Here is a 22,746-nt window from a genome sequence, read left to right as displayed (position 1 = left end):
CGGGCCGCCGGCGGAAAGAAGGATCAGGAACAAAGCCCCGGCCTGCGCCGGGGCTTCTGTCATTCTGCGGCTTTTGCGGATTTCTTGCGCTTGCGTTCGGCCATCTCGAAAATCGCGCTTTCGATGGCTTTCTCCAGCTCCCGCGCGCGGTCTATATAGGCCGGGTTCTGGCTGGCAGGCACGCCGGGGATCCAGTGCTGGGCGAGGTCACGGAGGTTGGCACGGTCATGCGCATAAAAGGTCTGCGCCGCCTGTGCCGCCTCATATTCGCTGAGACCGACGTTCTCCAGCACATAGCGGCCTGCACGCACGGAGCTGTCGAACATCTCGCGCACAATGTCATCGGCGCCGGCCTTGTACAGCTCATAGACATGGTTGCGGTCCTTGGCTCGGGCGATGATGTGCAGATCCGGATAGGCCCGGCGCACATAGGTGACCATCTTGACCACGCCTTCCGGGTCGTCCAGCGCCACCACAAAGACCTTGGCCTTGGCGATTCCTGCAGCTTTCAGCAGTTCCGGCCGGGTGGGATCGCCAAGGAAGCTTTTCACCCCGAACCGGCGCATCAGCTGCACCGCTTCCATATCATGGTCCAGCACCACAGTCTTGAAACCGCTGGCCTGCACCAGCCGGTTGACGATCTGGCCAAAACGGCCAATGCCCGCGATGATAACCGGCCCTTCCTCGTCGATCTCATCCGGCTCGTGCTCTTGTCGGGCGTCGCCCATGCGTTTGGACAACAGGTCATAGGCGATGAACAGCAGCGGGGTGATCAGCATCGACAAAGCAATCACCAGTAGAAGCTTTTCTGAAAGCGCTGCTGGAATCACGTTGAGCTGGGTCGAAAAAGCCAGCAGCACAAAGCCGAACTCCCCGGCTTGGGCCAGACTGAGGGTGAACAGCCACAAGCGGCGGCGGCGCAGGCCAAAGGCGCGGCCGACGGCAAACAGCACCACGCCCTTGGCAAAGATCACCAGCAGCGCCAAACCGATCAGATCGCCCGGGTCGGCCAGAAACTGGCGGTAGTTGATGCCCGCGCCGACAGTGATGAAGAACAACCCCAACAAAAGCCCCTTGAAGGGGTTAAGGTCGCTTTCCATCTCGTGCCGGAATTCGGAGTTGGCCAGCACGACCCCGGCCAGAAAGGCGCCTAGGGCGGGGGAAAGGCCGACCAGCGTCATCAGGAAGGAAATGCCGACGACAATCATCAGCGCCAGGGCGGTGTACATCTCCCGCAGGTTGGAGGCGTGGATAAACCGGAACAGCGGCCGCGTCAGGTAAATGCCCGCCAGGATGATGAAGGCGATGGCGGCCAGGGTGACCAGCGCCACCGCCCAGCCGGGCAACCCGTCCACCAGCGACAGCGACCCGTGGCCGCCGCCGTGGCCGCCTGCGCTATCACGGCTGATGGAGCCATCGGAGGCAAACTGGGGGATCGCATAGCTGCCCAGCAGCGGCAGAAAGGCAAGGATCGGGATCACCGCGATATCCTGGGTCAGCAGCACAGAAAAGGCTGAACGGCCGCCGCCGGTGCGCATCAGCCCCTTTTCCGACAGTGTCTGCAGGACAATCGCAGTGGAAGACAGCGACAGCGCCAGTCCGACTGCCAGGCTGACATGCCAGGGTTCGCCCGCAGCCATGGCAGCGCCCATCAGAACAGCCGTCGAGGCTGTGACCTGCATGCCGCCCAAGCCGATCAGCTTATCCCGCATGGCCCAAAGCGCGCGCGGTTCCAGCTCCAGCCCGATCAGAAACAGCATCATCACCACGCCGAACTCGGCGAAGTGGCGCAAATCCTCGGTTTCGGTGCCGGTCAGGCCAAAGATCGGGCCGATGGCAATGCCCGCCGCCAGGTATCCTAGAACCGAGCCAAGCCCAAGGCGCGCAGCCAGAGGCACCGCAATGACTGCGGCGCCCAGATAAATGGTTGCTTGGTAAAAAAACTCTTCCATGTTTTAGGTATCGCAAGCCTGCCGGGGCCTTGGCAATGGCTTTGCCGGCCGCGGCGGGCTGTTACGGCAATACGGTGCCTGCCAGCAGCAATCATTGATGGGTTTTCGGTCGAGCTTGTTGCTTTTCGGGCCGGCTATTGTTCGAGCAGGCGGATCTCTTCGCTCAGCTTTCCGATCCGGTCAAGCCGCCGCGAAATCCGTTCCTGAAAACCGCCCAGCTGGTCGATGATATCAGCCAGTGTTTCGCCGGAATCGGTCAGCCGTGCGCTTTCGATTTTGAGCAGCACCCGAGTGGAGCTGAGACCAAGGAAGTGCCGGTGCATGATCTGGCAGGCGCTGGTGATGCGCGCGGCTTCTTCGTCGACTTCTCTCATACCGTTTTGCGACCGCTTGACCTGGTCCTTGGCCAGATCGGCCAGGATGCCGCGTTCGGTTTCCATGTCGGGCTCGCCGAGATCGCGGCGTTCCTGTTGCAGCTGGTTGTCGCATTCGATCAGGATGCGCGCCATGCCTTCGACAAACAGGCTGCTGTTCACCGAAGCCTTGATCTTGGCAAAATTGCTGTTCTCACCCATCACATGGGCGCCGAACCAATCCGACATCTCGCGTGACATCGAGCCGTAGTTCTGCGACAGCACCGTGACCGGGCCGCCCGATGGTTCAATCCGCGAGGCCAGCACCCGCAGGTTATGCGGGATCGTGTGCATTGCATCGAAATCGGTGATCAGCCCTTCGGTCTCTTCCACCAGGGTTTCAGCGTTGCGCAGCATGCCCGTCAGCTCTTGGATCCGGGCGTTGGGCGGCTGGTTCAGGCCCTTGTCTCGGGAGATCAGTTCCTGGCTCAGTGCGTGGGCGGCAAACTCGTGGTAGTTCTCATAGCCCTGGCTGTTCAGCCAATCGAGCAGGTATTGCGCGCTGTCCTCCGGAGTGATGCCCTCTTCGGTCTCCCGCTTAAGCACCTTCGCATAGAAATTGCGCACCTCGGTAAACAATGCGCTGCTTGGCTTGATGCGGGCGGAAAGGTAGCCGTCCTGGCAGGGCACCACCACGGCAAATACCCAATAGTACAGTCCGTCCTTGGACTTGTTCTTGACGTAGGCGCCCATGAATTCGCCACGCTGGATGGTGTCCCAGAACAGCGAAAACACCCCCTTGGGCATGTCCTGGTGGCGGATCACCTTGTGCGGGGCGCCGATCAGTTCTTCCCAGGGGTAGGCGCCGACACGGCGGAACACATAGTTGCCGGCCTGAATGACACCGCGGCTGTCGGTTCTGGAAAAGAACACCTCATTGAGGCCAAACGGCGCCTCGCCGCTGCTCGGGCGCGTTTCAATTCGGCGGTCAACAATAGACACGGCACGTTCCACTTTCGGTTACAGAAATCGTTAGGGCATCTTTACCGCCAATTCCTTCCCGGATGGTTAAGTCGGCAGCGGTGCATCGCGTTTTAATTGTGCCATAACGATCTGGCTCTGGACCCTGGAAACGGCGGGGTGGGGCAGCAGGATGCCGTGGATGAGCGTATTCAGCGCCTCCAGATCGGCGCAATAGACGCGCAGCAGGTAGTCGGCCTCTCCGGTCATCGTCCAGGCCGAGGTGATTTCCGGCTGGCTGGCCACCAGCCGGGCAAACCCCTTGGATTGTTCGGGGCCGTGACTGCCCAGATGAACCTGCACAAACCCCTGCACTGACAGCCCCAGCCTGGCGGGGTCAAGCCGGGCCGAATACCCTTGGATATACCCTTCTGCCTCCAGCCGCTGCCGCCGCCGCCCGGCCTGGCTAGGGGAAAGGTTGAGCATCTCGCCCAGCTCCTGCGCGGTGAGATGCGCATTTTTCTGAAGAGCTGCGAGCAGCTTGGTGTCTGTTGGGTCCAGCATGCGTGTTTTTTCCATTTTTGGCCACCATGGCGCGAATGATACGCACATTTCAAGTTTCCGGTGCGAAACAACGCGGAAAACCTGCGCTGGATATGCGGTATTCTGGATGTAAGAATTCACTTGGCTTCCCGCATGATCCGAAGGAGACACGCAATGGGTCCTTTCCCGCATAACGCCCCGAAATCCGTAATCACCCCGGAAAACCCGGCTGGCACCGATGGTTTTGAATTTGTTGAATTTGCCAGCCCGGAGCCGGACGAGCTGCGGGCGCTGTTCACCCGCATGGGGTATGAGTTGACCGGCCATCGCAAAAACCAGCCGCTGGTGGAACTGTGGCAGCAGGGCGATGTCACCTATATCCTGAACGCCGACCCCGAAAGCTTTGCTGCGAAATTCGTGGAAGAGCACGGCCCCTGCGCGCCGGCGATGGGCTGGCGGGTGGCGGACGCTCAGAAGGCATTCGAACACGCTGTGTCCAAAGGCGCCGAGGCTTATGACGGGCCGGGCAAAGTGATGAATGTGCCTGCAATCAAGGGGATTGGCGGCTCGCTGATTTACTTCATCGATCAGTATCACGACACCTCGCCCTACAACGCGGAATTCACCTGGCTGAAACAGTCCAAACCGCGCGGCGACGGGTTCTTCTACCTCGATCACCTGACCCACAACGTCTACAAGGGCAACATGGATAAGTGGTTCAAGTTCTACGAGGAACTGTTCAACTTCAAGGAGATCCGTTTCTTTGATATCCAGGGCAAGTTCACTGGACTTCTCAGTCGCGCGCTGACCTCGCCCTGCGGGCGGATCCGGATCCCGATCAACGAAGACCGGGGCGAAACAGGTCAGATCGTTTCTTATCTGAAAAAATACAACGGCGAAGGCATCCAGCATATCGCAGTCGGCTCGGACGACATTTATGCCAGCACCGATGCAATCGCGGAAAAGGGCCTGAAGTTCATGCCTGGCCCGAATGACGCCTACTATGAAATGTCCAAAGAGCGGGTTCACGGACATGACGAACCGCTGGACCGGATGAAGAAACACGGCATCCTGATCGACGGCGAAGGCGTGGTGGACGGCGGCGAGACCCGGATCCTGCTGCAAATCTTCTCAAAAACCGTGATCGGGCCGATCTTCTTTGAGTTCATCCAGCGCAAGGGCGATGACGGCTTTGGCGAAGGCAACTTCAAGGCGCTGTTTGAATCGATTGAGCGTGAGCAGATCGAAAGCGGCGAGATCCAGGCCGCAGAATAACAGGACCTGAGAAACGGAAAAGGCCGGGCCTGCCATGCGGGTCCGGCCTTTTTTGCGTGCGGCGGCAAGGCGGCCTGCAACAGGCCCATCCTCCGGAGCTGCGGTTTTATGAATTACGCGCAGGAAGGGAAGGGCTTGATCCTATCCCTTGGGCATTTCCAGGGTACGGTTGCGGCCGCCTTTCTGGTACTGCAATTTGCTTTCACCAATGGCAATTACCCGGCCGCCGTCGATACGGTCGCCGACCTGCACCTTCTTGTAGCGGCCTGAGGGCAGACGGACCAATGCGCGGCGGTCCGAGGCGGTGCCGTAAACCCCGATCAGATTCAGCTTGCGCAGGTTGATGGCGTTGCTGACGGTGGCGCGGCGGGCAACCGATGCGGCCGTCGGGATGCGCGGTGCCGCCGCGGCTGCAGCGGCGGGCACGGCAGCGGCGATCTGCGCCTGGTTTTGCGGATTGCGCCGGGCGCGGTCAACCAAATTGGCGAAATTGGCGGGCCGGGCGCGCGGAACCACCGAGGCGGCGATGGCTTGGGCGGTGACCGGCAGCTGCTCTTCCCCGGCGGGCTTCAGGCTGGCAGGGCGCTGGCGCGGGCGCATGCTGGCCAGTTCTGTCCGGCTGAGACCGCCAAGCTGCGCCCGTTCCACCAGTTCTTCCAGATCTGCAGGCCGCGGCTTGGGGCGTTTGCGCGACAGCACCTGATTGCGGGCCACTTCCTCAGCCAGCGCTTCGGCGGCGGGGTCGCTGCGATCCGGAGCGGGCGGCGGCACGTTTTTCGGGCGGCCAAGGTAGACTGTGATGCCATCGGGATTAACCGTGCCTTCGGGGGTGGCTTTGACCAGCCCGCGCGCGTCCAGATCAAACGCAGACCCTGCCGCAGCAGGCGAGGCAATGGCGCCGGGTTCATCATCCCCGGCAAAGGTTTCTGGCTGCGGCAGGGCCACCGCGTCGGCGGCGATTTCAGTACGGTCAATGGAGGCAGTATAAAGCTCGTCCAGGCGGGGCGCGGCGGGGATGTCTCCCAGGCCAGGAGCAACCGGCCAGACCCCGGTCGCGGCATAGCGCGCGGCCTGGGCCAAGTCATCCAGCGGCCCTGCAGTCAGAGACTCAGCGGGCGCCGGGGCCGGTTCGGGTCCCTCTGTGCCGCTGGGCTGCAGAGCAGAGGGGTCCAAAAAGGCGGTGTCGGTGCCCTCTTCGGGCAGATTCACACCATCGGCGGCGGCCTCATCCTCGACCGAAGGGAGCGCGCCTGTGCCGCCGGCCTCAGCCAACGCGGTGTTTTCCTGCGTTTCGCCCTCTGCGGGCGCTGCGCCGGCCTCCTGCAGTCCGGGATCGGGCTGGCCTGCCAGGACGCTTACCTGCGGAGCGATGGCGGCAGGGGCGGTATCTGAGCCGGGGCTGCCTGCCGCGGCGGGCGCCGCCGGCCGGGGGGGGGCTGCATCCGGCTGCCCGTCTTCGGATCTGACCGCAGGGGCGGGTGCCAGGCCGGGATCCTGATCGGGGGCTGCAGCAAAAAATCCGCCTTCGCCAAACACAGCCCAGACCGCAACTGTTGCCATGAACAGCAGCAGAACGGCTGTCAGGATCACCCCAAGGTAGCGCGGCTTGCCCTTGGCGGCCTTTTCGGGGGCCGGAGACTGTGACGCCGCGGGCGCGGCGGCTGCCGGGGCGCTGTCCCGCAATGCTGCCGGCGCCGGCGGAATTGGCAGAGGAGAAGCCGCACCAGTTGGCAACGGAGCTGGCGGTATTGGCAAATGGGCCGCCGGAGTGTCCGCGGTGTCAGGTTTCTGGGCCGCAATTGCTGCGCCGACCGGCTTCACGGCAGCTGGAGCTTTTGGCACTTGGCGCCCGGCGGCCAGCGGAGCGGAGGCTTGCGCGGACGATTTTACAGACGCTGCCTTGTTCTCTTGGCTGAGAAGGCCTGAAACATCTGGTAACGGCGCGCCCGAAGCGTCAGAAGGCGGCGAAACAAGCGGTGGCAGGCTTGCAGGCTCCTCGGCCCCGGCTGCCTGGGCAGACGGGGGCACCGGAGTGTCCTTGGGGGCATCCAGCGGCGCGCCGTCCCGTTCAGGTGGTTGTTTGGCAGCTGCAGCCATCTCTTCCGCCTCAACAAGAGCCGCCGGTTCTGCTGGCTCTGTCAAGGGTTCCGTGACAGCGGCAATCGCTGCCGGTATTGCGCTGTCTTCCGCCAGTGCTAGGGCGGCGGGGTCATCCGCACGGTCTTCGGTCAAGAGGGCCGGCAGTTCTGCAGGTCCGATCACCTTGACAGCCGTATCGTCCGGCTCAACCTCGGTGCCGCGGATTGCCCGTGTGGTGCCAAAGAACGGTTCACCCTGAAAACCGCTGTCTTCCGGCGCCGCGACAAAACTGACCGGGCCGAACCCGTGCTCGACCGCAAAGGTCTCGGCCTCGTCCAGGGTTTCCAGCGCCACCGCCGCAACATGGGTCCGGCTGCCGTCGATGGAGATATCAAAGGCCAGCTCATCCACAGGATAAGGCGTGGCGCCTTCCAGCGCCTGCCGGGCCGCTTCAATCCGCGCCTCAACGGGCAGATCACCGGTCTCGGCGGTCAAATAGCGGATCTGGTCATTGGGCAGGATCAGCTTGCAGAAGATGCCGCCGGGTGCCAGCTGCAGCGCATCCGCGCGCATTGCGGCCAATGCGGCAGGCAGATCATCGGCGTCAAACGGGGTGCTGGCCACGCTGCGCCAGCCATCTTTCGCGCGGTAGATCAGTTCGATGCCATCTGAGGAAAGCGAAAGCGCAAACGCCGGTTTCATGCCTTGGGTCAAACCATCAAAATCCATACTGCCCGGGGCCGCCTGACGCGCCCGGTGTTTTGCCGCGGACCTTAAAGCAGGAACCTGCCGAGTTAAAGGAAAAGACGTCTGCCAGGACTTGCAGGCGGCAGTTTGCCATCCCCATCTAGAAGACATTGCAAAAGGAGCTTTTCCGTATGAAGGCAAAGAAAATTCTGGCAGCCGCGCTGATGCTGTCGATGAGCGCCGGTACCCTGGCAGCAAGCGAGGCCACGGCGTTGCGTCAGATCACCGTAAACGGCGAAAGCATGCTGCAAGTGGCGCCGGAACTGGCGACCATCACCCTGGGCGTCACCGAAGAGGCCGAGGAAGCGGCGATGGCAATGGCGGCTGTGTCCGAGGCAATGGGCGCTGTGATTGCACGGCTTAAGGACGGCGGCATTGCTGCTGCGGACATGCAGACCCGGCAGATTTCCATGCATCCGGTCTGGTCGCAGGACCGCTCCTATGACAGCGGCGGGCGGCGCGAGATCACCGGTTTCCAGGCGTCGAACACGCTGATGGTGCGGGTGCGCGACCTTGACCGGCTTGGCCCGGTGCTGGATACGGTGCTGACGGCGGGCGCCAATCAGTTCCAGGGGCCGAGCTTTGGTGTGGAGGACCCTTCGGCGGTCACCGACCAAATCCGCGGGGAGGCCGTCAAGGACGCCATCCGCAAGGCGCAGCAGCTGGCCGAGGCTGCCGGCATGGAACTGGGACCGGTGCGCTCGATCAATGAGCGCGGCGGCGGCGGACGTCCCATGATGGCGATGGAAATGGCCCGCAGCGATGCGATGCCCATTGAAGCCGGGGAACTGACTTTCAGCCACAATGTCTCGGTTGTCTTCGATATGACTGTGCCAGGCAGCGAGTAACCTGCGGCAACAAGAAAGGCCGGGCAGGACGCCCGGCCTTTCTGCTGAATTGCTGTTGGCGCCTCAGCCGCAGGTTTTGTCCAGCGCCTGGTCCAGATCGCGGATCAGGTCGTCTGCATCCTCGATTCCGATGGAAACGCGCACTACATTCGGACCTGCGCCTGCTGCTTCCTGCTGCTCGGGCGACAGCTGCCGGTGGGTGGTGGAGGCAGAGTGGATGATCAGCGAACGGGTGTCGCCGAGGTTGGCCACATGGCTGAAGATCTCCAGAGAATCCACCAGTTTGATGCAGGCCTCATAGCCGCCCTTGACCGCAAAGGTGAACAGGCCGCCGGTGCCCTTGGGATAGCAGGCCTGGGCGCGCTCATAATAGGGCGAGGACGGCAGGCCCGCATAGGTCACGTAGTCAACGCGGCTGTCATTCTCGAGCCAGGCAGCGATTTTCTCGGCGTTCTCGCAATGTTTCTGCATCCGCAGTGAAAGGGTCTCAACCCCCATCAGCGTGTAATGCGCCCCTTGCGGGTTCATCGTCATGCCAAGGTCGCGCAGGCCGATGGCAATGCTGTGGAAAGTGAATGCAAGCGGGCCGAAGGTCTCGTGGAACTTGAGGCCGTGATAGGCATCCTCTGGTGCTGACAGAGACGGGAACTTGTCATTTGCCGACCAGTCGAAATTGCCGCTGTCGACCACGCAGCCGCCGGTCACGGTGCCGTTGCCAGTGAGGTATTTGGTGGTGGAATGCACAACCAGCGTCGCACCCTGGTCAATCGGCTTGCACAGGTAGGGCGTGGCAGAGGTGTTGTCGACGATGAGCGGGATACCGGCGCCATCGGTGATATCCGCCAGGGCGCGGATGTCGGTCACATAGCCGCCTGGGTTGGCCACGGATTCGCAGAATACCGCGCGGGTGTTTTCGTCGATGGCAGCGTTCACGGCGTCCAGATCATCGGTATCGACGAATTTCGCAGACCAGCCGAAGCGCTTGATGGTCTGGCTGAACTGGGTAACGGTGCCGCCGTACAGGCGGGTTGAGGCGATCACATTGCAGCCCGGACCCATCAGCGGGAACAGCGCCATGATCTGCGCCGCATGGCCGGAAGAGCAGCAAACCGCGCCAACACCGCCTTCCAGTGTTGCCAGACGTTCCTGCAGCACCGCGACGGTGGGGTTGGTCAGACGCGAATAGATAAAGCCGACTTCCTGCAGGTTGAACAGCGCGGCGGCGTGTTCGGCATCGCGGAACACATAGGCAGTGCTTTGGTAGATCGGCGTCTGCCGCGCGCCGGTGGCCGGGTCCGGCTTGGCGCCGGCGTGGATCTGCAAGGTGTCAAAACCGTATGTCGGAACGTCGGTCATGAATGGGTCTCCCTGAAAGCTCTGTTATTCCGGGCGCACAACAGCATGGCTGCGCTAGGAAGGCAATTGCGGGAATGCCGCAGCGGAAGGCTCCCGCCCGCCGCCGGCCCCTGGCGGCGCCGGGCCCAACTGCAAAGGGTCTCCGCCGGAGGCCCGTGAGCAGGTGGGAGCCCTGCGTTTTCTTAAGCCCGAAGGCCGGGATCAGCGCATCCAGAAGCCTTCGGATTTGATCCGGTTGCGGATTGCCTGTTCGCGGCGGGGCAGGTTTGCGCGGTCAAACAGCGCCCGCACCTTTTCACCGCGCCCCTGATAGATCATGCGCTTGATCGGCTCGTAGCCCTTCAGCACTTTCTTGATCCGGTTCGGCGCTGCGATCTCCTGCAGTATTTCCACCACCCAGTCGTTCTCCCGCGCGTAAAGCAGCGGAAACAGCCGGTAATGGCAGCTTGTTTGCCCGTCCAGATAACCGCCGGGCAGCGCATCGCGTCCGCCGCCAAAGGAGTGGATCACCAGTGGCAGCACTATCTGGTCCAGCCAGGGCTCCAGTGTCTGGCCGGTCAGCGCAAGCGGCGGGTCGTTGCGGACAGATTGCGCATAGACCAGGAACCGCTTGCCAAAGGCCCGCGGGCAGGCGCCGTAGAAGAAGCCTGCGTTGAAGTAGAGGTAGCGTTTCCAGTATTCATCCGGCTGGCTGAGGTCGAGGCTGGACAGAAAGTCGAGGCCGAAACGGCTGTAGAGCGATTGCCAGATCCCGCTGTAGCCAGGCCCGTACAGGGTCGGCTTGGGCCAGGTCCCCTCCACCCGCAGCGAGGCCGAAGGGCGGCTGAAATCAAACGGCACATCCGCCAGCTCTCCGGTGATCAGCGTGTCGGTGTCGAAAAACACAAACGGCTCGCCCTTGGGCATCGCCTGCAAGGCTTCGATCTTGTTACCGTAAGGGTAGGCGCCGCCGAAGGTTTTGTTCTCGAACGGCAGGATCTCGGCGCCCAAATCTGCCAGCGCTTGCAGAACGTCCTGCTTGCGGATGGCGGGGTCCTTCTCCCACAGCGGCCCTGGTTGCGGCACCGCCACAAACAACCGTCCGGAAAACCCGGGCGAACAATGGCGCAGCGAGGCGGCGAACAGCAGCGCCTCATACTGCAGCCGGCCGGCTTGGCCCACGATCATCACATTGAAGGGGGCATTTGCCATGGTTTTCCCCGTTTTCCGTCTCTTCCGGGCGGATAGGACTGCCTGATAGTTTAGCTACAAGCCTGCAAGGCGCCGCGCAACCGGCCTGCTGGCGATTACAAGCGGTTCTGTGCTGTTCAGGGCGCAGACCGGGGAGAGACAATGATGATTGACGTGATCCTGGCCATTTTTGCGGCATCAGCGCAGCCCAGTGTGCAACCCGGTGCGCTGGACCGCGCAGCCGCCGCCGCGCCGGCACAAACTGCGGCGGGGCAACCTGCATCAGCGCAAACGAGATTGGCAGCAGAGCCGCAACAGGCCACCGGCCGCTTTACTACCGCGCTCGAAGTGAAGCCGATCCTGGCAGCGACCCAGACCAACTGGATCCATGTGCGCGAATTCAACGGCCAGGATCTGCTTTATGTCACCCACCTGTGGTCCTGGCGCTGCGGGCTGGCGCAGGTCAAGCTGGGGGTGAACGGCAACCCGCCGGAGATCTGGCCGCTGCCGGATTGCCACCTTGAGGAAGGCTTCCCAAACATGATCAAGGACGAAGACGGGATGCCATACCGAAGCTATCCGCTTGGCTCCATCCAGCAAGTCGCGGTCGAGGTCACCTATGATGACCTGAGCAGCGAAAACCTGACCTTCGGCCGCAACGGCCAGCCTCTGCGTTAAGCGGGGGTTCCGCATCGCTTTGCTGCTGCTCTGAGAGCGCAATTGCAATCTGTTCACGCAGACTGCACAAACCGCGTCGAGGGTGCTGTTCAGCCGCGGCGCGGGGCTGGCCTGCAATCATGGCGCAATCAGGGTGACGCCGGGCATCCGCTGGATAACATAGAGGTCTTCCTCGTAACGCTCGCTCATCTCCTCCACTAGCGCGCTGGTCCAGCCGGGGAGGTCCAACTCCTCCTCGAGCGCGTCTTCCAGTGCGAACTTGTCCAGAAAGGCGGCATAGACACGGCGTTTGTGGATTTCCGTAAGATCCGGGTTTTCTGCAAGATAGGCGCGCAACCGCTCCACGCCGGCAGGCTGCATCAAGGTGGCCAGCAGGTCCATCCCGCCTGTGAGGGGGGCGTTGACCTCCATTCCGCCTAGATCCCGCAGTACCTGGCTCCAGATCAGCGGCAAGTCTTCGTAGCACCAGACAGTGACCGGCATGCCCGGCACCATATCCCGCATCTGCGCCAGCAGCCCGGACCAGCGCAGCTGCACCGGGTCGCAGCCCTTCAGAACGTTCCGCACAATGGCCCGGCTGGACTTCGCAAGCATCGCAGGCAGGAACGTGGCCGGGTTGCGCAACGCCATGAAGATTTCCGGCTGATCATAGGGAAACAGCGCCTGCAGCGCCTGCAGCCGTTCACCCGCCTCTGGGTAAAGCCGTTCGCCCTGCAGCGTATGCCGCGGCGAGCCGAAGAAATGCGGATTGGAGAGAATCACCCGGTCTGCCTGGCGGTCATCCAGAATTGCGTCCCACAAAACCTTTGGCGCGTCCTTGGCGGCGCTGCCGTTCTTCATCGCCGCCAGGCAGTCCTTCAGCAAGGACCGGTAGCGGCCGGGTCCTGGCACTGCGGTGCCCTGTTCCGACAAAGCGCCGGCATTTTTCAGCAGCGCCTTCAACAGCAGATCTTCTTCAGTGGCATGTGCCCCGCAGTGAATGATGACCTGCATGATCCGACCTGTTTTTCCGGGTTTCTTGCCTACAGAAGTAATGCGGAGCGGCCAGGAGGTCAAACCTACGGTTTGCGCTGATTTTGCGACGGGGGAGCGTTGAGGGGGCTGTGGTGCTTGCCGAAGCGGCAAACCTCTGTATTCAACCTGTCCCGCGGAGGGCAGCTGAGGGCGGTTTTGCGCATCCCGGCGAGGGGTTTCCGCAGTTTCGCAATTTGATTTTTCAAACCGGCTTGACGGTCATTCTGTACTTTAGTACCAGTCGCCCAGCAGGCCCGGCGGGGAAGACATTTTCCACCGGACACTCAGGGTTCATGGCCGTGCGCCGACCCCGGATCCGGAAGTTTGCGATTGTGAGTGCCCCTATAGCTCAGCTGGTAGAGCAACTGATTTGTAATCAGTAGGTCCGCGGTTCGAGTCCGTGTGGGGGCACCATTTCACTTTTTCCGCAGCCGACGCCTTCCAACACTTTGAAAGGTAAGGCTGTTTTTGGTGTTCGATACCCCTCTTTTTTGCAGTATTTGAGAGGCTCTGAAAATGCCAGTCGAAGAACCGCTCGCTTCCAGGAGAAATCGGAATTTTTCCATATTTTATAGGGGTTTCCGAGGAATCTGATAGATGGTTCGAACACATCCTTGAATGCTGGCTGAGATTCACCCAGATTGGCAGATTTTTGAGCTAAAACTTCCTTTGTGCGCAGCAGATCCTCGATCTTTTTTTCGTATAGACCTGCAGCCGTGGGGTTGGTCGCGTTGGCAATCATCTCGATGAAGTCATCAATCTTCTTTTCAACTTGGTATATCTGCCTTTGATAGGCGCTTTGGTCAGCCTTTACCGATTTTCGCTTTGCCTCCCAGATGTCGCGGAACATAGCTTCAGCCGCAGTCAATAGCTCCTCTGATGGCTCGAGTTTTTCGAGGAGTTCAACGAACTGATTTTCCATTACCTGCTTAGGGATGGACTTGCCTTTGTTTTCACAGCCGCGTTTCTGACAGAGGTAGTAAGGGTAACTCTTTTTTCGTCCCTTGGACCAGCATCCAGTTAGTGGTCGTCCGCAGCTGTCGCACAGAACTGAGCCCCTTAGGGGGAAGTCTTCGCTGGTGTCCCGACGAAGGGCAGCTTTGGGTTTCGCGGACAGGCGTGCTTGGTTTTTCTCGAAGGTTTCGAGATCAATGATGGGTTGGTGTTTTCCTTCGCGGAATGACACGTTCCATTCACGCCCCTCTCTGCTTTTCATGTAGCTAATGTAGCCCGCGTAGATAGGACGTGTAAGCAGATCTTTAACCTTTTGTATCCGGACAAAATCTGCAGATATGGTGGCCATGAAAATGGGTTTGCTTTCAAAAAAACGTGCCAGTTCTCCCTGACTTGCGAACCTGCCTGAGGAATACCCTTCCAACCCTTCTTTGAGAATTGACGCGACGGGCTCATCTTTTACGAGAAGCTGACCATGTCCGGGAGTTTTTTCAACTTGTATCCAATCGGTTCGCGAAAGACCCAATATCCGCCCAAAAGACGGGCCCTCATTCGGTCGAAACATGTTTCGCCATTTCTTTGGCTATGGTGTTGTGAAACAGCCGCCATCATGTTCTCGATCAACCGAGGGCCGGAGCTTTCCCCGAATTCTAAGTTGGGGCTCTCAATGCTTGCTCCAACGGCCGCGATCTGGTCGCGTATTTTCCAGTGGGTCGGAACATTGCGAGCGAGGCGGGAGATGTCATCAATAATTACAACATGGGTGTTGTTGGCCTTCTTCTTCAGAAAACTCATCATTGCATTCATGCCAGGCCGCTTTTCAACGCGGCCTGTTATTTCATCTGTAAAGACCGCCGCAACATTGTAACCCTTCTGCTCTGCAAACTCGCGACATCGTGTTATTTGGCTTTCGAGACCATGCCCCTCTGCCACCTGTTTCACGTGAGAAACGCGAGCATAAATTGCGACGTTTTGAAAGCTGCTATGTCCTTGTTTCATTTGGTTTCCTTTTTGATGTTTTTGCGGCGGCGGATCAGGGATGCTTCGCGTTTGCTTGCACTCTGGAGTGCCGAGATTAGTTTTTTTGTAAGGCTCCCGAGTTCTGGTAACTCGCCACCGAAGGCGCAAAAATGGACGGCGACACCAGCGCTATTGAACGATTTTAGAAGGCTTTCGTAGTAGCCTATGTTTCGAGACAATCGCGCTGGGTCCTCGGTCACTAAGTGAACAGTTTCATTGGACATTTTCTGAATGTCACTTAGTAGCTCTTTCATCCCCGGGTGGTCATCAGAAATACCTGAGCCTGTATCCAGGTAGATTTTTTTTACGAGCCACCTGTTCTGAAAAGCATATGCGATTCCTGAACAGATTTGCGGATAAAGCCCGAAGCTACTGCTTAGCCCGGCATCTCTGGCTGTTCGCGCGTAAATTAGCGCGTAGGTGTCTTGCGACGTGTTCATGTATGCTTGTTCCTTTTTTATTTCAGTTAGACTTTTGGTGGGAGCAGACTGTGAAGCCGAGTTCGACCAAGCAGAAGATCATTGACCAAAGCGTTTTGAGCAGCTCTTCCTTTTGCTGATCCGACAGTTCAGGTGCTTCGAGAAAATGCTGATAACGTTCGATATCGAGCGTCACTGTTGGGGCTTGGTTGGGATTGCTTGCTGTGCCCGAAACGTGGAACTTTGCCGTATCTAAGAGCTTACTCATCGCCATCTCCTTTTTTGATGGCCGTTAGCCATCAACCTTTGGGTGCCACCACTTGGCACCTGACAAGACGACGATGTGTGAGCGCGTTTCTGGCCTTCCTGAGCGCTCTGTGAACAATAGATTGGCCAGTTTTCCAGAAACCAAAGTCCGACATCGAACTTTTTTGCGCGTTACCTGGCAACTGAACGGGGGGCAGTGAATTTTTGCTGGAGGCAATGGTATCTGCATTCATGGCACCTTCGTGAGGGCCGCTCCAAGCAAGAGCCGTAAGTTGCCCATCAGGGCCAATTACGCGAACTTGGATACGGTTCCGCCGAAAGCGCGCCTCGCGCCATTCTTTCACTCCAGTGCCCGGCTCTGCAGCTCTTCGTTCGAAGAGCTTCCCTGACTTGCAGTCGACGATGCCCTTCGCATCGGGGTTAGCAGCTGAAGTTCGACGCCCAAATAATCCAGCTTTCCGCCTCAGAATTCAACTCCCAGATTTTCAGCCCAAACATGGTCCAGTTTTACTTGAGGTTGTGCTGGTAATCGGTAGGTTGGAAAAAATTGTTCTTTTTTCCGAGGTAATTATGCCCACCCCTGAAGAATTCGCGCGGAAAAAAATAGACGAGGCATTGAACCTTGCTGGCTGGGACATTCAGGACAACCAGGACTTCAATCGTAACGCAGCCCTTGGCGTGGCTGTTCGGGAATTTCAATTGAAGTCAGGGCCTTGCGACTACCTACTGTTCATCGGTGGCAAGGCGGCTGGTGTGATTGAGGCGAAAAAAGCCGGTGTAACCTTGAGCGGAGTAGCGGAGCAGTCGGAAAAATACATGGCTGCGCTTCCCGAGCACTTGGCCAAATGGGACAGCATTCTTGTCTTCGATTACGAAAGCACGAGTGACGAGACTTTTTTCCGATTTTTGAGGGATCCCAAGCCCCGTTCGCGCCGCGTTTTTTCCTTCCACAAACCCGAAACGCTTCTCGAATGGGTGAAGGATGATGGCACTTTGAGGGGCCGTTTGCAGTGGCTACCACCCCTTGATTCGTCCGGCCTTCGAGACTGCCAGATTGACGCGATCCAAGGCTTGGAAAAATCCCTCGCAGAAGACCGCCCTCGGTCGCTGATCCAACTTGCCACTGGCGCTGGAAAGACCTTTACCGCATGTTCTTTCAGCTACCGTCTGATCAAGCATGCAAAAGCCAAGCGGATTCTGTTTCTGGTCGATCGAAACAATCTCGGTGACCAGACCCTCAAAGAGTTTCAAAACTACCAGCCACCAGGTGCAGCAAACAGGTTCACAGATACATACATTGTGCAGCACCTCCACTCTCATCGGATCGACCCCGATGCAAAGGTCGTCATCACTACCATCCAGCGTCTTTATTCGATGCTTCGGGGTGAGGAAATCGAGGGCGATCAGGAAGAAACATCCGCCTTCGAGACTTGGGAGCAAGAAGAGGGGGAAATCCCCCCGATCAAATACAACCCTCAGATCCCAATCGAGACGTTTGATTTTATCGTCACAGATGAGTGTCACCGCTCCATCTATGGCCTATGGCGACAGGTTCTTGAGTATTTCGATGCCTCCATTATCGGCCTGACCGCTACGCCATCAAAGCATACGCTTGGTTTCTTCAATCAGAACCTCGTGGCCGAATACCCCTATGAACGTTCGGTGGCGGACGGGGTGAATGTGGGTTACGAAATCTATTCGATCCGCACCAAGGTGACTGAAGAAGGCAGCAAGGTGGAGGTGCAGGACAGTGCTTTCCAGGTGCCCGTGCGCGACAAACGCACACGCGCAGTCAGGTATCGCGAGCTGGATGCCGATCTCGAATACACAGCCAAGGAGCTCGACCGCTCTGTCGTAGCTCCAAACCAAATCCGCACCGTGCTGCAGACCTACAAGGACCGTGTGTTCAGTGAACTTTTCCCAGATCGCACTGGTGAATGGCTGCCCAAAACCCTGATCTTCGCCAAAGATGACAATCATGCAGAAGAAATCGTGCACATCGCGCGTGAGGTCTTTGGTGAGGGCAACGACTTTGCCAAGAAGATCACCTACCGCAATACGGGCAAAGACCCCAAGGCGATGATTAAGGCGTTCCGTGTCGATCCGTTCCCTCGGATTGCTGTGACCGTCGATATGATCGCAACTGGCACCGACATCAAACCCGTCGAAGTCCTGATCTTCATGCGAGACGTGAAGTCGGAGGGTTACTACGAGCAGATGAAGGGCCGTGGCGTGCGCACCATCCCGGATGCTGACCTGAAACAGGTAACGCCGGATGCCCAAACCAAAACCCGTTTCATCCTGATCGACGCAGTCGGCGTGACCGAGACCAAGAAGAATGCCAGCCAGCCGCTGGAGCGCAAGAAATCCGTCAGCTTTGACAAGCTGATCGACCAGATTGCTCAAGGTCGGCGGGACGAGGATGCACTTTCTTCCCTGGCTGCGCGTCTTGCGGTGCTGGATCGCAAACTGGAGGATGAGGATAGAAAACGCATCGCTGATATAACCGGTGGTAAGACACCACGAGACCTGTCCAACGCGCTTCTTGATGCCATCGACCCGGACAAGCAGGCAGAGGTCATTCAGGCCAAGCATGGCTACGCACCCACACCGGAGCAGGAAGCTCAGGTGATCGAAGACCTCACCGATGCCACCTGCGCGCCCTTTGATGATCCCAAGGTTCGCAATCTAATCAAGGATATCAAGCAGAAGACGGAAATGATCATCGACGAGGTCACGACCGACGAATTGCGCACGGCCAAATTTGACGTCAAACATGCTGAGGAGCGGATCACCTCATTCAAGACCTTCCTGGATGAGAACAAGGATGAAATCACCGCGCTGCAGATCCTCTACAACCAACCATCAGGCAAGCGCCGCCTGACTTATGCGCAGATCAAAGAACTGACGCAGAAGATGAAGGATCCGCCACGCTATCTGCAAACCGCTGATGTCTGGCAGGCCTACAAACGGGTGAATGCCGCCGTGGTCAAAGGAGCCCCGGTGGACAAACAGATGACCGAGGTCGTGGCGCTTGTCCGCTTCGCCCTGGGGTATGACAAGGAACTCACACCATACGGCGACAGCGTCAAACAACGCTTCAATCTTTGGATTGGACGTGAGAAAAAGGCCGGGAGAGACTATACGGCGGAACAGATGGACTGGCTGCGGCTGATCGCAGAATTCATCGCTGCCAATGCAGAAATCACGCCACGCGATTTCATGGAAGTGCCGAGCCTGTCGGACAAGGGCGGCATTCTGAAGGCGCGGGCGTTGTTTGGGAACGAATTGAATACCATGCTTGATGAGCTACAAGGGGCATTGGTGGCTTGAAGCGACATGATGAAACAGAACTTCCGAAACTTGCACAAGGTTGGTCCTGGGCGACGCTTCCGATGCTTGGCGAGTTTGGAAGGGGTAAGTCCAAACATCGCCCTCGCAACGATGAACGCCTTTACACTGATGGAAAGTATCCATTTTTTCAAACTGGACGTGTCCGGAATAGTGACGGGTCAATTCGTGAGTATGACAAGCTATATAGCGATTTTGGACTTGCACAGTCTAAGCTTTGGCCAGCCGGCACCGTGTGCATAACCATTGCGGCAAATATAGCGGAGTCGGGCATCCTAAAATTCGATGGCTGCTTTCCCGATAGCATCGTAGGGCTTGTTCCTCATCCTGAAATAAGCGGATTGTTCGTCGAAGCATTTATTCGAACAGCGAAAGAAGATCTCGATCGCTACGCTCCGGCCACGGCCCAGAAAAACATCAATTTAGAGATTCTTAGCTCAGTTTCAGTTCCTATTCCGCCTGCCAACGAACAGCAACGGATCGTTGAGAAGATCGAGACCCTGTTTGCGCGGTTGGACAAGGGGGAAGAGGCGGTGCGGGAGGTTCAGAAGCTTCTGAAACGCTACCGCCAATCCATTCTCAAATCCGCTGTCACCGGTGAGCTCACTGCCGACTGGCGGGCTGAGCGCAAAGGAGAGCTTGAAAGCGGTGCCGACCTTCTGGCGCGAATCCTCAAAACCCGCGAAGAAAACTGGCAAGGCCGCGGCAAATACAAAGCACCTTCCGAGCTGAACACTGATGACCTGCCGGGTCTGCCTGAGGAATGGACTTGGGCTTCGGTCGACACTGTTGGCGCGGTTTCCACGGGCACAACTCCGCCTAAGTCTCAAGAGAGCAGATTTTATGGCGGGAACATTCCGTTTTTGAAGCCAACCGACTTAGATCAGGGGTTCTCGGTGAGTGATTGCAGAGAATATCTGACAGATGAAGGGTTGAAAAAATCGAGGGTCGTAAAAGCGGGTGATGTAATGGTTACATCTATCGGTGCGACCACCGGTAAAACTGGTGTGTGCAGAGTCCCGGTCGCTGGATTCAACCAGCAAATTAACACAATTTCTCCATTCAAAGGCGTAATTTCAGGTGATCTGCTTTATTGGATTGTAGTCGAGGAAGGGTTCCAGCAAAGACTATGGGCAGATGCGGCAGCGACAACTCTGCCCATCATCAATAAGTCGAAATTTAGTCGTCTAATGGTCCCCTGTCCTTCAGTGGAAGAACAGGAAGAAATTCTTACGCGTGTTGAAGAAAAAATGAGTTTGGCTAAGACCCTTTCCAAAGCCTGCGAAACTGAACTCAAACGTTCCGCCGCCCTCCGCCAGTCGATCCTGAAAGACGCTTTCTCAGGCAATCTTGTCCCCCAGGACCCAGATGACGAACCCGCCTCAGCACTGCTGGAACGGATCAAGGCAGCCAGAGCTACTGAGCCAAAGAAAACCTCCAGAAAGAAATGCGCATGAGTAGTAGATTGCCAAACATAGGCCGAGGTGCTGTTGTTACGGCTTGTGACTTGTTGGAGGGCATTCGGACAAACGCCGAGATCGAAACTATTTTGTTGGAACTTGGTTTGGATGACTATGTGCCAAGCCAGGGCTCAATCGCAAAGACGCTGCTCAATCTGAAGAGATTTTCATCACGAAATGCGGATTTCGAAGTCGAGACCGATTTCGGAACGAAGGCATTAGGTTGGGTTTTGATTGAGGTGGCAATCAAAAAAATTGACTACCACCATGGCACTGCCGCGAAATGGGACAAGCTTGAACGCTACTTGAACATCAGTGGGTTCGCTTTGACGAAAGAGATCGAGACGTGTGCTTGGGCAGACGATAAGGTCAAAATTTCCGGTATTTGCATCGGGGCACCGGTATATGCAGCGATACCTGAGACGTTCTCGGAAGTGGACATCTTGTTGTCACGGTTTGGCATGTCCATACCGGAAACACATCTAACCAACGCCAAAGAAACCTACCTTCAGGGTAACTGGGAAGCGGCGAACGGACAGATCCGAACGTTCTTTGAGGCGCTAACGGATACAATCGCTGACAAGTTGTTTCCAAGTGAAGCTTCCTCGAGAAAGGGCGGTTTGCACAAGCGTCAACTCCTTGCGGATAAGGGTTTCCTTTCACGGGAGAAACATGAGTTCAGTGATGGCAATGGGCACGCCTTTGTTCCGGGCTTGGCGAAGCTACTGCACCCCGATGGTGCGCATCCAGGCGTAACAACTAAGGATGATGCCCTGTTCCGTATGCAGATTGTTGTTTCCACGGCTCACTGGCTGCTGAAAAGATTTGAAGAGGCAATTAGAACGCGATGACCAATGAACAGCTTGTCTCCAAGGTTTGGAACTATGCTCATGTCTTGCGGGACCAGGGCGTGTCCTATGGCGACTACATCGAGCAGATCACATATCTTCTGTTTCTGAAGATGGACCAGGAACGCGTGGACTTGCTTGGTGAACCCTCAGCAATTCCAACTGACTGGCAATGGTCTCAGCTGTCCGGCAAGACCGGTGACGAGTTGGAGCTCCATTATCGCCATACGCTCGAAGCGTTAGCCAAAGAAGGTGGGTTGATTGGCACGATCTTCCGCAAGGCCCAAAACAAACTGTCGGACCCAGCGAAACTCACCCGCGTCGTGAGCCTGATCGACAAGGAAGGTCCCTGGATCGGCATTGGCGTCGATGTGAAGGGGCAAATCTATGAGGGTTTGCTTGAAAAGAATGCTTCTGAAGTGCGTTCCGGAGCCGGGCAATACTTCACACCGCGTCCAGTAATTGATGCGGTTGTTGAGTGCGTTGCCCCGAAAATTGGCGAAACCGTCTGTGATCCAGCCTGTGGAACGGGTGGGTTCTTGCTCTCTGCCTACGATCACATGAAAGGCCAAACGCAAGATCGCGATAGATTGCGTGACCTGCGACATACGTCATTCACCGGCGTCGACATCGTGGACGAAGTTGTTCGCCTCTGCGCGATGAACCTGTATCTACACGGGGTCGGCAACGGCGGGAGCCCTGTCTACCAGGGAGACGCTCTATCTGGTGACAACGGCAAACGCTTTGATGTGGTTTTGACCAACCCACCATTTGGGAAGAAATCCAGCTACAAGGTAGTGGGCGAAGACGGGCAGGTTTCAACTGAGCGCGAGAATTACGAGCGCGAAGATTTCAAATTCACGACATCGAACAAGCAGTTCAACTTCCTTCAGCACATCATGACGGTGATGGAAGCCCACGGGCGTGCAGGAGTTGTGCTGCCCGACAACGTGCTTTTCGAAGCTGGCCGTGCTGGAGAAGGTATCCGGAAACGTCTGCTCGAAGGTTTCAACTTCCATACACTGCTGCGGCTTCCCACAGGCATTTGGTATAGCCCTGGCGTCAAAGCGAACGTTCTGTTCTTTGACAAACGACCTGCGTCGAAGGAGGTGCAAACAAAAGAGCTTTGGGTCTACGACTACAGGACAAATATCCATAAAACACTCAAAACCAAGCTACTGGTTCGCTCAGACTTGGATGACTTTGTGCGTTGCTACCAAGAGCGGAAGGAAACTGAGCGTTTTAAGCGATTTACCTATGATGAGCTGGTCGCAAGGGACAAGCTCAACTTAGATATCTTCTGGCTCAAAGATGACAGCCTCGCAGACATTGAAGCCCTTCCAGCTCCCGATGTCTTGGCGGCAGAAATCGTGGAAAACTTGGAGGCTGCGTTGGGGCACTTCCGGTCAGTAGCTGAAGAACTCGGCGTGGTGGAAGAGTGATATGTTGGTA

Annotated in this window: 18 protein-coding genes and 1 tRNA gene; 8 read left to right on the top strand and 11 right to left on the bottom strand. The window is 57.8% G+C overall.

Translation table 11 applies throughout. The annotated features are described in order from the left end of the window. Nucleotides 1-59: 59 nt before the first annotated feature. The 3 genes from AQUI_RS0123185 to AQUI_RS0123175 form a co-directional block, all read right to left on the bottom strand. Nucleotides 60-1,952 carry a cation:proton antiporter domain-containing protein gene (locus tag AQUI_RS0123185; RefSeq protein WP_027259657.1) on the bottom strand — a complete coding sequence of 631 codons (1,893 nt, stop codon included), beginning with the start codon at nucleotides 1,950-1,952 and terminating at the stop codon, nucleotides 60-62. Nucleotides 1,953-2,086: 134 nt separating this feature from the next. Next, nucleotides 2,087-3,307, bottom strand: a complete 1,221-nt coding sequence (locus AQUI_RS0123180) for a PAS domain-containing protein (RefSeq protein WP_027259656.1) — start codon at nucleotides 3,305-3,307, stop codon at nucleotides 2,087-2,089. A gap of 66 nt (nucleotides 3,308-3,373) precedes the next feature. Then, on the bottom strand, nucleotides 3,374-3,829 hold the full coding sequence (locus tag AQUI_RS0123175) for an Lrp/AsnC family transcriptional regulator (protein ID WP_027259655.1): 456 nt from the start codon (nucleotides 3,827-3,829) through the stop codon (nucleotides 3,374-3,376). 153 nt (nucleotides 3,830-3,982) lie between these two features. Here AQUI_RS0123175 and hppD point away from each other — a divergent pair, with 153 nt between their 5' ends. After that, nucleotides 3,983-5,083: a 4-hydroxyphenylpyruvate dioxygenase gene (gene hppD, locus AQUI_RS0123170; RefSeq protein WP_027259654.1), complete on the top strand. Its 1,101-nt coding sequence runs from the start codon at nucleotides 3,983-3,985 to the stop codon at nucleotides 5,081-5,083. A 141-nt stretch (nucleotides 5,084-5,224) separates the two neighbouring features. Here hppD and AQUI_RS0123165 read toward each other — a convergent pair whose 3' ends face one another. After that, nucleotides 5,225-7,864, bottom strand: coding sequence for a hypothetical protein (locus AQUI_RS0123165; protein ID WP_027259653.1), 2,640 nt, complete (start codon nucleotides 7,862-7,864; stop codon nucleotides 5,225-5,227). Nucleotides 7,865-8,040: 176 nt separating this feature from the next. Here AQUI_RS0123165 and AQUI_RS0123155 point away from each other — a divergent pair, with 176 nt between their 5' ends. After that, a complete protein-coding gene (locus AQUI_RS0123155; RefSeq protein ID WP_027259652.1) occupies nucleotides 8,041-8,757 on the top strand; it encodes an SIMPL domain-containing protein in 717 nt (238 codons plus the stop codon). Between the two features lie 63 nt (nucleotides 8,758-8,820). Here AQUI_RS0123155 and AQUI_RS0123150 read toward each other — a convergent pair whose 3' ends face one another. Both AQUI_RS0123150 and AQUI_RS0123145 read right to left on the bottom strand, forming a co-directional pair. Continuing rightward, entirely contained in the window at nucleotides 8,821-10,113 is a 1,293-nt protein-coding gene (locus tag AQUI_RS0123150; RefSeq protein ID WP_027259651.1) for an O-acetylhomoserine aminocarboxypropyltransferase/cysteine synthase family protein, read from the bottom strand. Nucleotides 10,114-10,314: 201 nt separating this feature from the next. Next, the gene (locus AQUI_RS0123145) at nucleotides 10,315-11,304 is read right to left on the bottom strand and encodes a hypothetical protein (protein ID WP_027259650.1); all 990 of its coding nucleotides are present in this window, start codon (nucleotides 11,302-11,304) and stop codon (nucleotides 10,315-10,317) included. Between the two features lie 141 nt (nucleotides 11,305-11,445). Here AQUI_RS0123145 and AQUI_RS0123140 point away from each other — a divergent pair, with 141 nt between their 5' ends. Next, complete coding sequence (locus AQUI_RS0123140) at nucleotides 11,446-11,961, top strand: hypothetical protein (RefSeq protein ID WP_027259649.1); 516 nt, start codon at nucleotides 11,446-11,448, stop codon at nucleotides 11,959-11,961. Nucleotides 11,962-12,078: 117 nt separating this feature from the next. Here AQUI_RS0123140 and AQUI_RS0123135 read toward each other — a convergent pair whose 3' ends face one another. Then, entirely contained in the window at nucleotides 12,079-12,954 is an 876-nt protein-coding gene (locus tag AQUI_RS0123135) for a hypothetical protein (protein WP_027259648.1), read from the bottom strand. A 359-nt stretch (nucleotides 12,955-13,313) separates the two neighbouring features. On the opposite strand from AQUI_RS0123135, the gene AQUI_RS0123130 reads away from it, so the two are divergent. After that, nucleotides 13,314-13,389, top strand: a tRNA-Thr gene (locus AQUI_RS0123130). Here AQUI_RS0123130 and AQUI_RS32575 read toward each other — a convergent pair. Genes AQUI_RS32575 through AQUI_RS0123115 form a run of 4 tightly spaced genes read right to left on the bottom strand, consistent with a single transcriptional unit; the run spans nucleotide 13,352 to nucleotide 15,636 of the window. Beyond that, the gene (locus AQUI_RS32575) at nucleotides 13,352-14,494 is read right to left on the bottom strand and encodes a recombinase zinc beta ribbon domain-containing protein (protein ID WP_425411842.1); all 1,143 of its coding nucleotides are present in this window, start codon (nucleotides 14,492-14,494) and stop codon (nucleotides 13,352-13,354) included. The genes AQUI_RS0123130 and AQUI_RS32575 overlap by 38 nt on opposite strands. Beyond that, on the bottom strand, nucleotides 14,389-14,928 hold the full coding sequence (locus AQUI_RS0123125) for a recombinase family protein (RefSeq protein ID WP_027259647.1): 540 nt from the start codon (nucleotides 14,926-14,928) through the stop codon (nucleotides 14,389-14,391). Before AQUI_RS0123125 ends, AQUI_RS32575 begins: the two co-directional genes overlap by 106 nt. Continuing rightward, the gene (locus AQUI_RS0123120; RefSeq protein ID WP_027259646.1) at nucleotides 14,925-15,389 is read right to left on the bottom strand and encodes a recombinase family protein; all 465 of its coding nucleotides are present in this window, start codon (nucleotides 15,387-15,389) and stop codon (nucleotides 14,925-14,927) included. Before AQUI_RS0123120 ends, AQUI_RS0123125 begins: the two co-directional genes overlap by 4 nt. Nucleotides 15,390-15,411: 22 nt before the next feature. Next, a complete protein-coding gene (locus AQUI_RS0123115; RefSeq protein WP_156916908.1) occupies nucleotides 15,412-15,636 on the bottom strand; it encodes a hypothetical protein in 225 nt (74 codons plus the stop codon). Between the two features lie 401 nt (nucleotides 15,637-16,037). Here AQUI_RS0123115 and AQUI_RS0123110 point away from each other — a divergent pair, with 401 nt between their 5' ends. Genes AQUI_RS0123110 through AQUI_RS0123090 form a run of 4 tightly spaced genes read left to right on the top strand, consistent with a single transcriptional unit; the run spans nucleotide 16,038 to nucleotide 22,736 of the window. Next, on the top strand, nucleotides 16,038-18,968 hold the full coding sequence (locus AQUI_RS0123110; RefSeq protein WP_211236044.1) for a type I restriction endonuclease subunit R: 2,931 nt from the start codon (nucleotides 16,038-16,040) through the stop codon (nucleotides 18,966-18,968). Continuing rightward, entirely contained in the window at nucleotides 18,965-20,443 is a 1,479-nt protein-coding gene (locus AQUI_RS0123100; protein ID WP_156916907.1) for a restriction endonuclease subunit S, read from the top strand. Before AQUI_RS0123110 ends, AQUI_RS0123100 begins: the two co-directional genes overlap by 4 nt. Further along, nucleotides 20,440-21,297: a hypothetical protein gene (locus tag AQUI_RS0123095; RefSeq protein WP_156916906.1), complete on the top strand. Its 858-nt coding sequence runs from the start codon at nucleotides 20,440-20,442 to the stop codon at nucleotides 21,295-21,297. The genes AQUI_RS0123100 and AQUI_RS0123095 overlap by 4 nt, the downstream gene beginning before the upstream one ends. Further along, entirely contained in the window at nucleotides 21,294-22,736 is a 1,443-nt protein-coding gene (locus AQUI_RS0123090; RefSeq protein WP_027259640.1) for a type I restriction-modification system subunit M, read from the top strand. The genes AQUI_RS0123095 and AQUI_RS0123090 overlap by 4 nt, the downstream gene beginning before the upstream one ends. Nucleotides 22,737-22,746: the final 10 nt, after the last annotated feature.

It is taken from the genome of Leisingera aquimarina DSM 24565, from assembly GCF_000473165.1.
Classification (GTDB): domain Bacteria; phylum Pseudomonadota; class Alphaproteobacteria; order Rhodobacterales; family Rhodobacteraceae; genus Leisingera; species Leisingera aquimarina.
This window is presented reverse-complemented; position numbering and strand designations above follow the sequence as displayed.

Bases quoted from the DNA above. Each gene is read 5' to 3' on its own strand.
- AQUI_RS0123185 (WP_027259657.1), bottom strand. From the start codon at position 1,952: ATGGAAGAGTTTTTTTACCAAGCAACCATTTATCTGGGCGCCGCAGTC.
- AQUI_RS0123175 (WP_027259655.1), bottom strand. From the start codon at position 3,829: ATGCTGGACCCAACAGACACCAAGCTGCTCGCAGCTCTTCAGAAAAAT.
- hppD (WP_027259654.1), top strand. From the start codon at position 3,983: ATGGGTCCTTTCCCGCATAACGCCCCGAAATCCGTAATCACCCCGGAA.
- AQUI_RS0123165 (WP_027259653.1), bottom strand. From the start codon at position 7,864: ATGAAACCGGCGTTTGCGCTTTCGCTTTCCTCAGATGGCATCGAACTG.
- AQUI_RS0123155 (WP_027259652.1), top strand. From the start codon at position 8,041: ATGAAGGCAAAGAAAATTCTGGCAGCCGCGCTGATGCTGTCGATGAGC.
- AQUI_RS0123150 (WP_027259651.1), bottom strand. From the start codon at position 10,113: ATGACCGACGTTCCGACATACGGTTTTGACACCTTGCAGATCCACGCC.
- AQUI_RS0123145 (WP_027259650.1), bottom strand. From the start codon at position 11,304: ATGGCAAATGCCCCCTTCAATGTGATGATCGTGGGCCAAGCCGGCCGG.
- AQUI_RS0123140 (WP_027259649.1), top strand. From the start codon at position 11,446: ATGATGATTGACGTGATCCTGGCCATTTTTGCGGCATCAGCGCAGCCC.
- AQUI_RS0123135 (WP_027259648.1), bottom strand. From the start codon at position 12,954: ATGCAGGTCATCATTCACTGCGGGGCACATGCCACTGAAGAAGATCTG.
- AQUI_RS32575 (WP_425411842.1), bottom strand. From the start codon at position 14,494: ATGTTTCGACCGAATGAGGGCCCGTCTTTTGGGCGGATATTGGGTCTT.
- AQUI_RS0123125 (WP_027259647.1), bottom strand. From the start codon at position 14,928: ATGAAACAAGGACATAGCAGCTTTCAAAACGTCGCAATTTATGCTCGC.
- AQUI_RS0123120 (WP_027259646.1), bottom strand. From the start codon at position 15,389: ATGAACACGTCGCAAGACACCTACGCGCTAATTTACGCGCGAACAGCC.
- AQUI_RS0123115 (WP_156916908.1), bottom strand. From the start codon at position 15,636: ATGAGTAAGCTCTTAGATACGGCAAAGTTCCACGTTTCGGGCACAGCA.
- AQUI_RS0123110 (WP_211236044.1), top strand. From the start codon at position 16,038: ATGCCCTTCGCATCGGGGTTAGCAGCTGAAGTTCGACGCCCAAATAAT.
- AQUI_RS0123095 (WP_156916906.1), top strand. From the start codon at position 20,440: ATGAGTAGTAGATTGCCAAACATAGGCCGAGGTGCTGTTGTTACGGCT.
- AQUI_RS0123090 (WP_027259640.1), top strand. From the start codon at position 21,294: ATGACCAATGAACAGCTTGTCTCCAAGGTTTGGAACTATGCTCATGTC.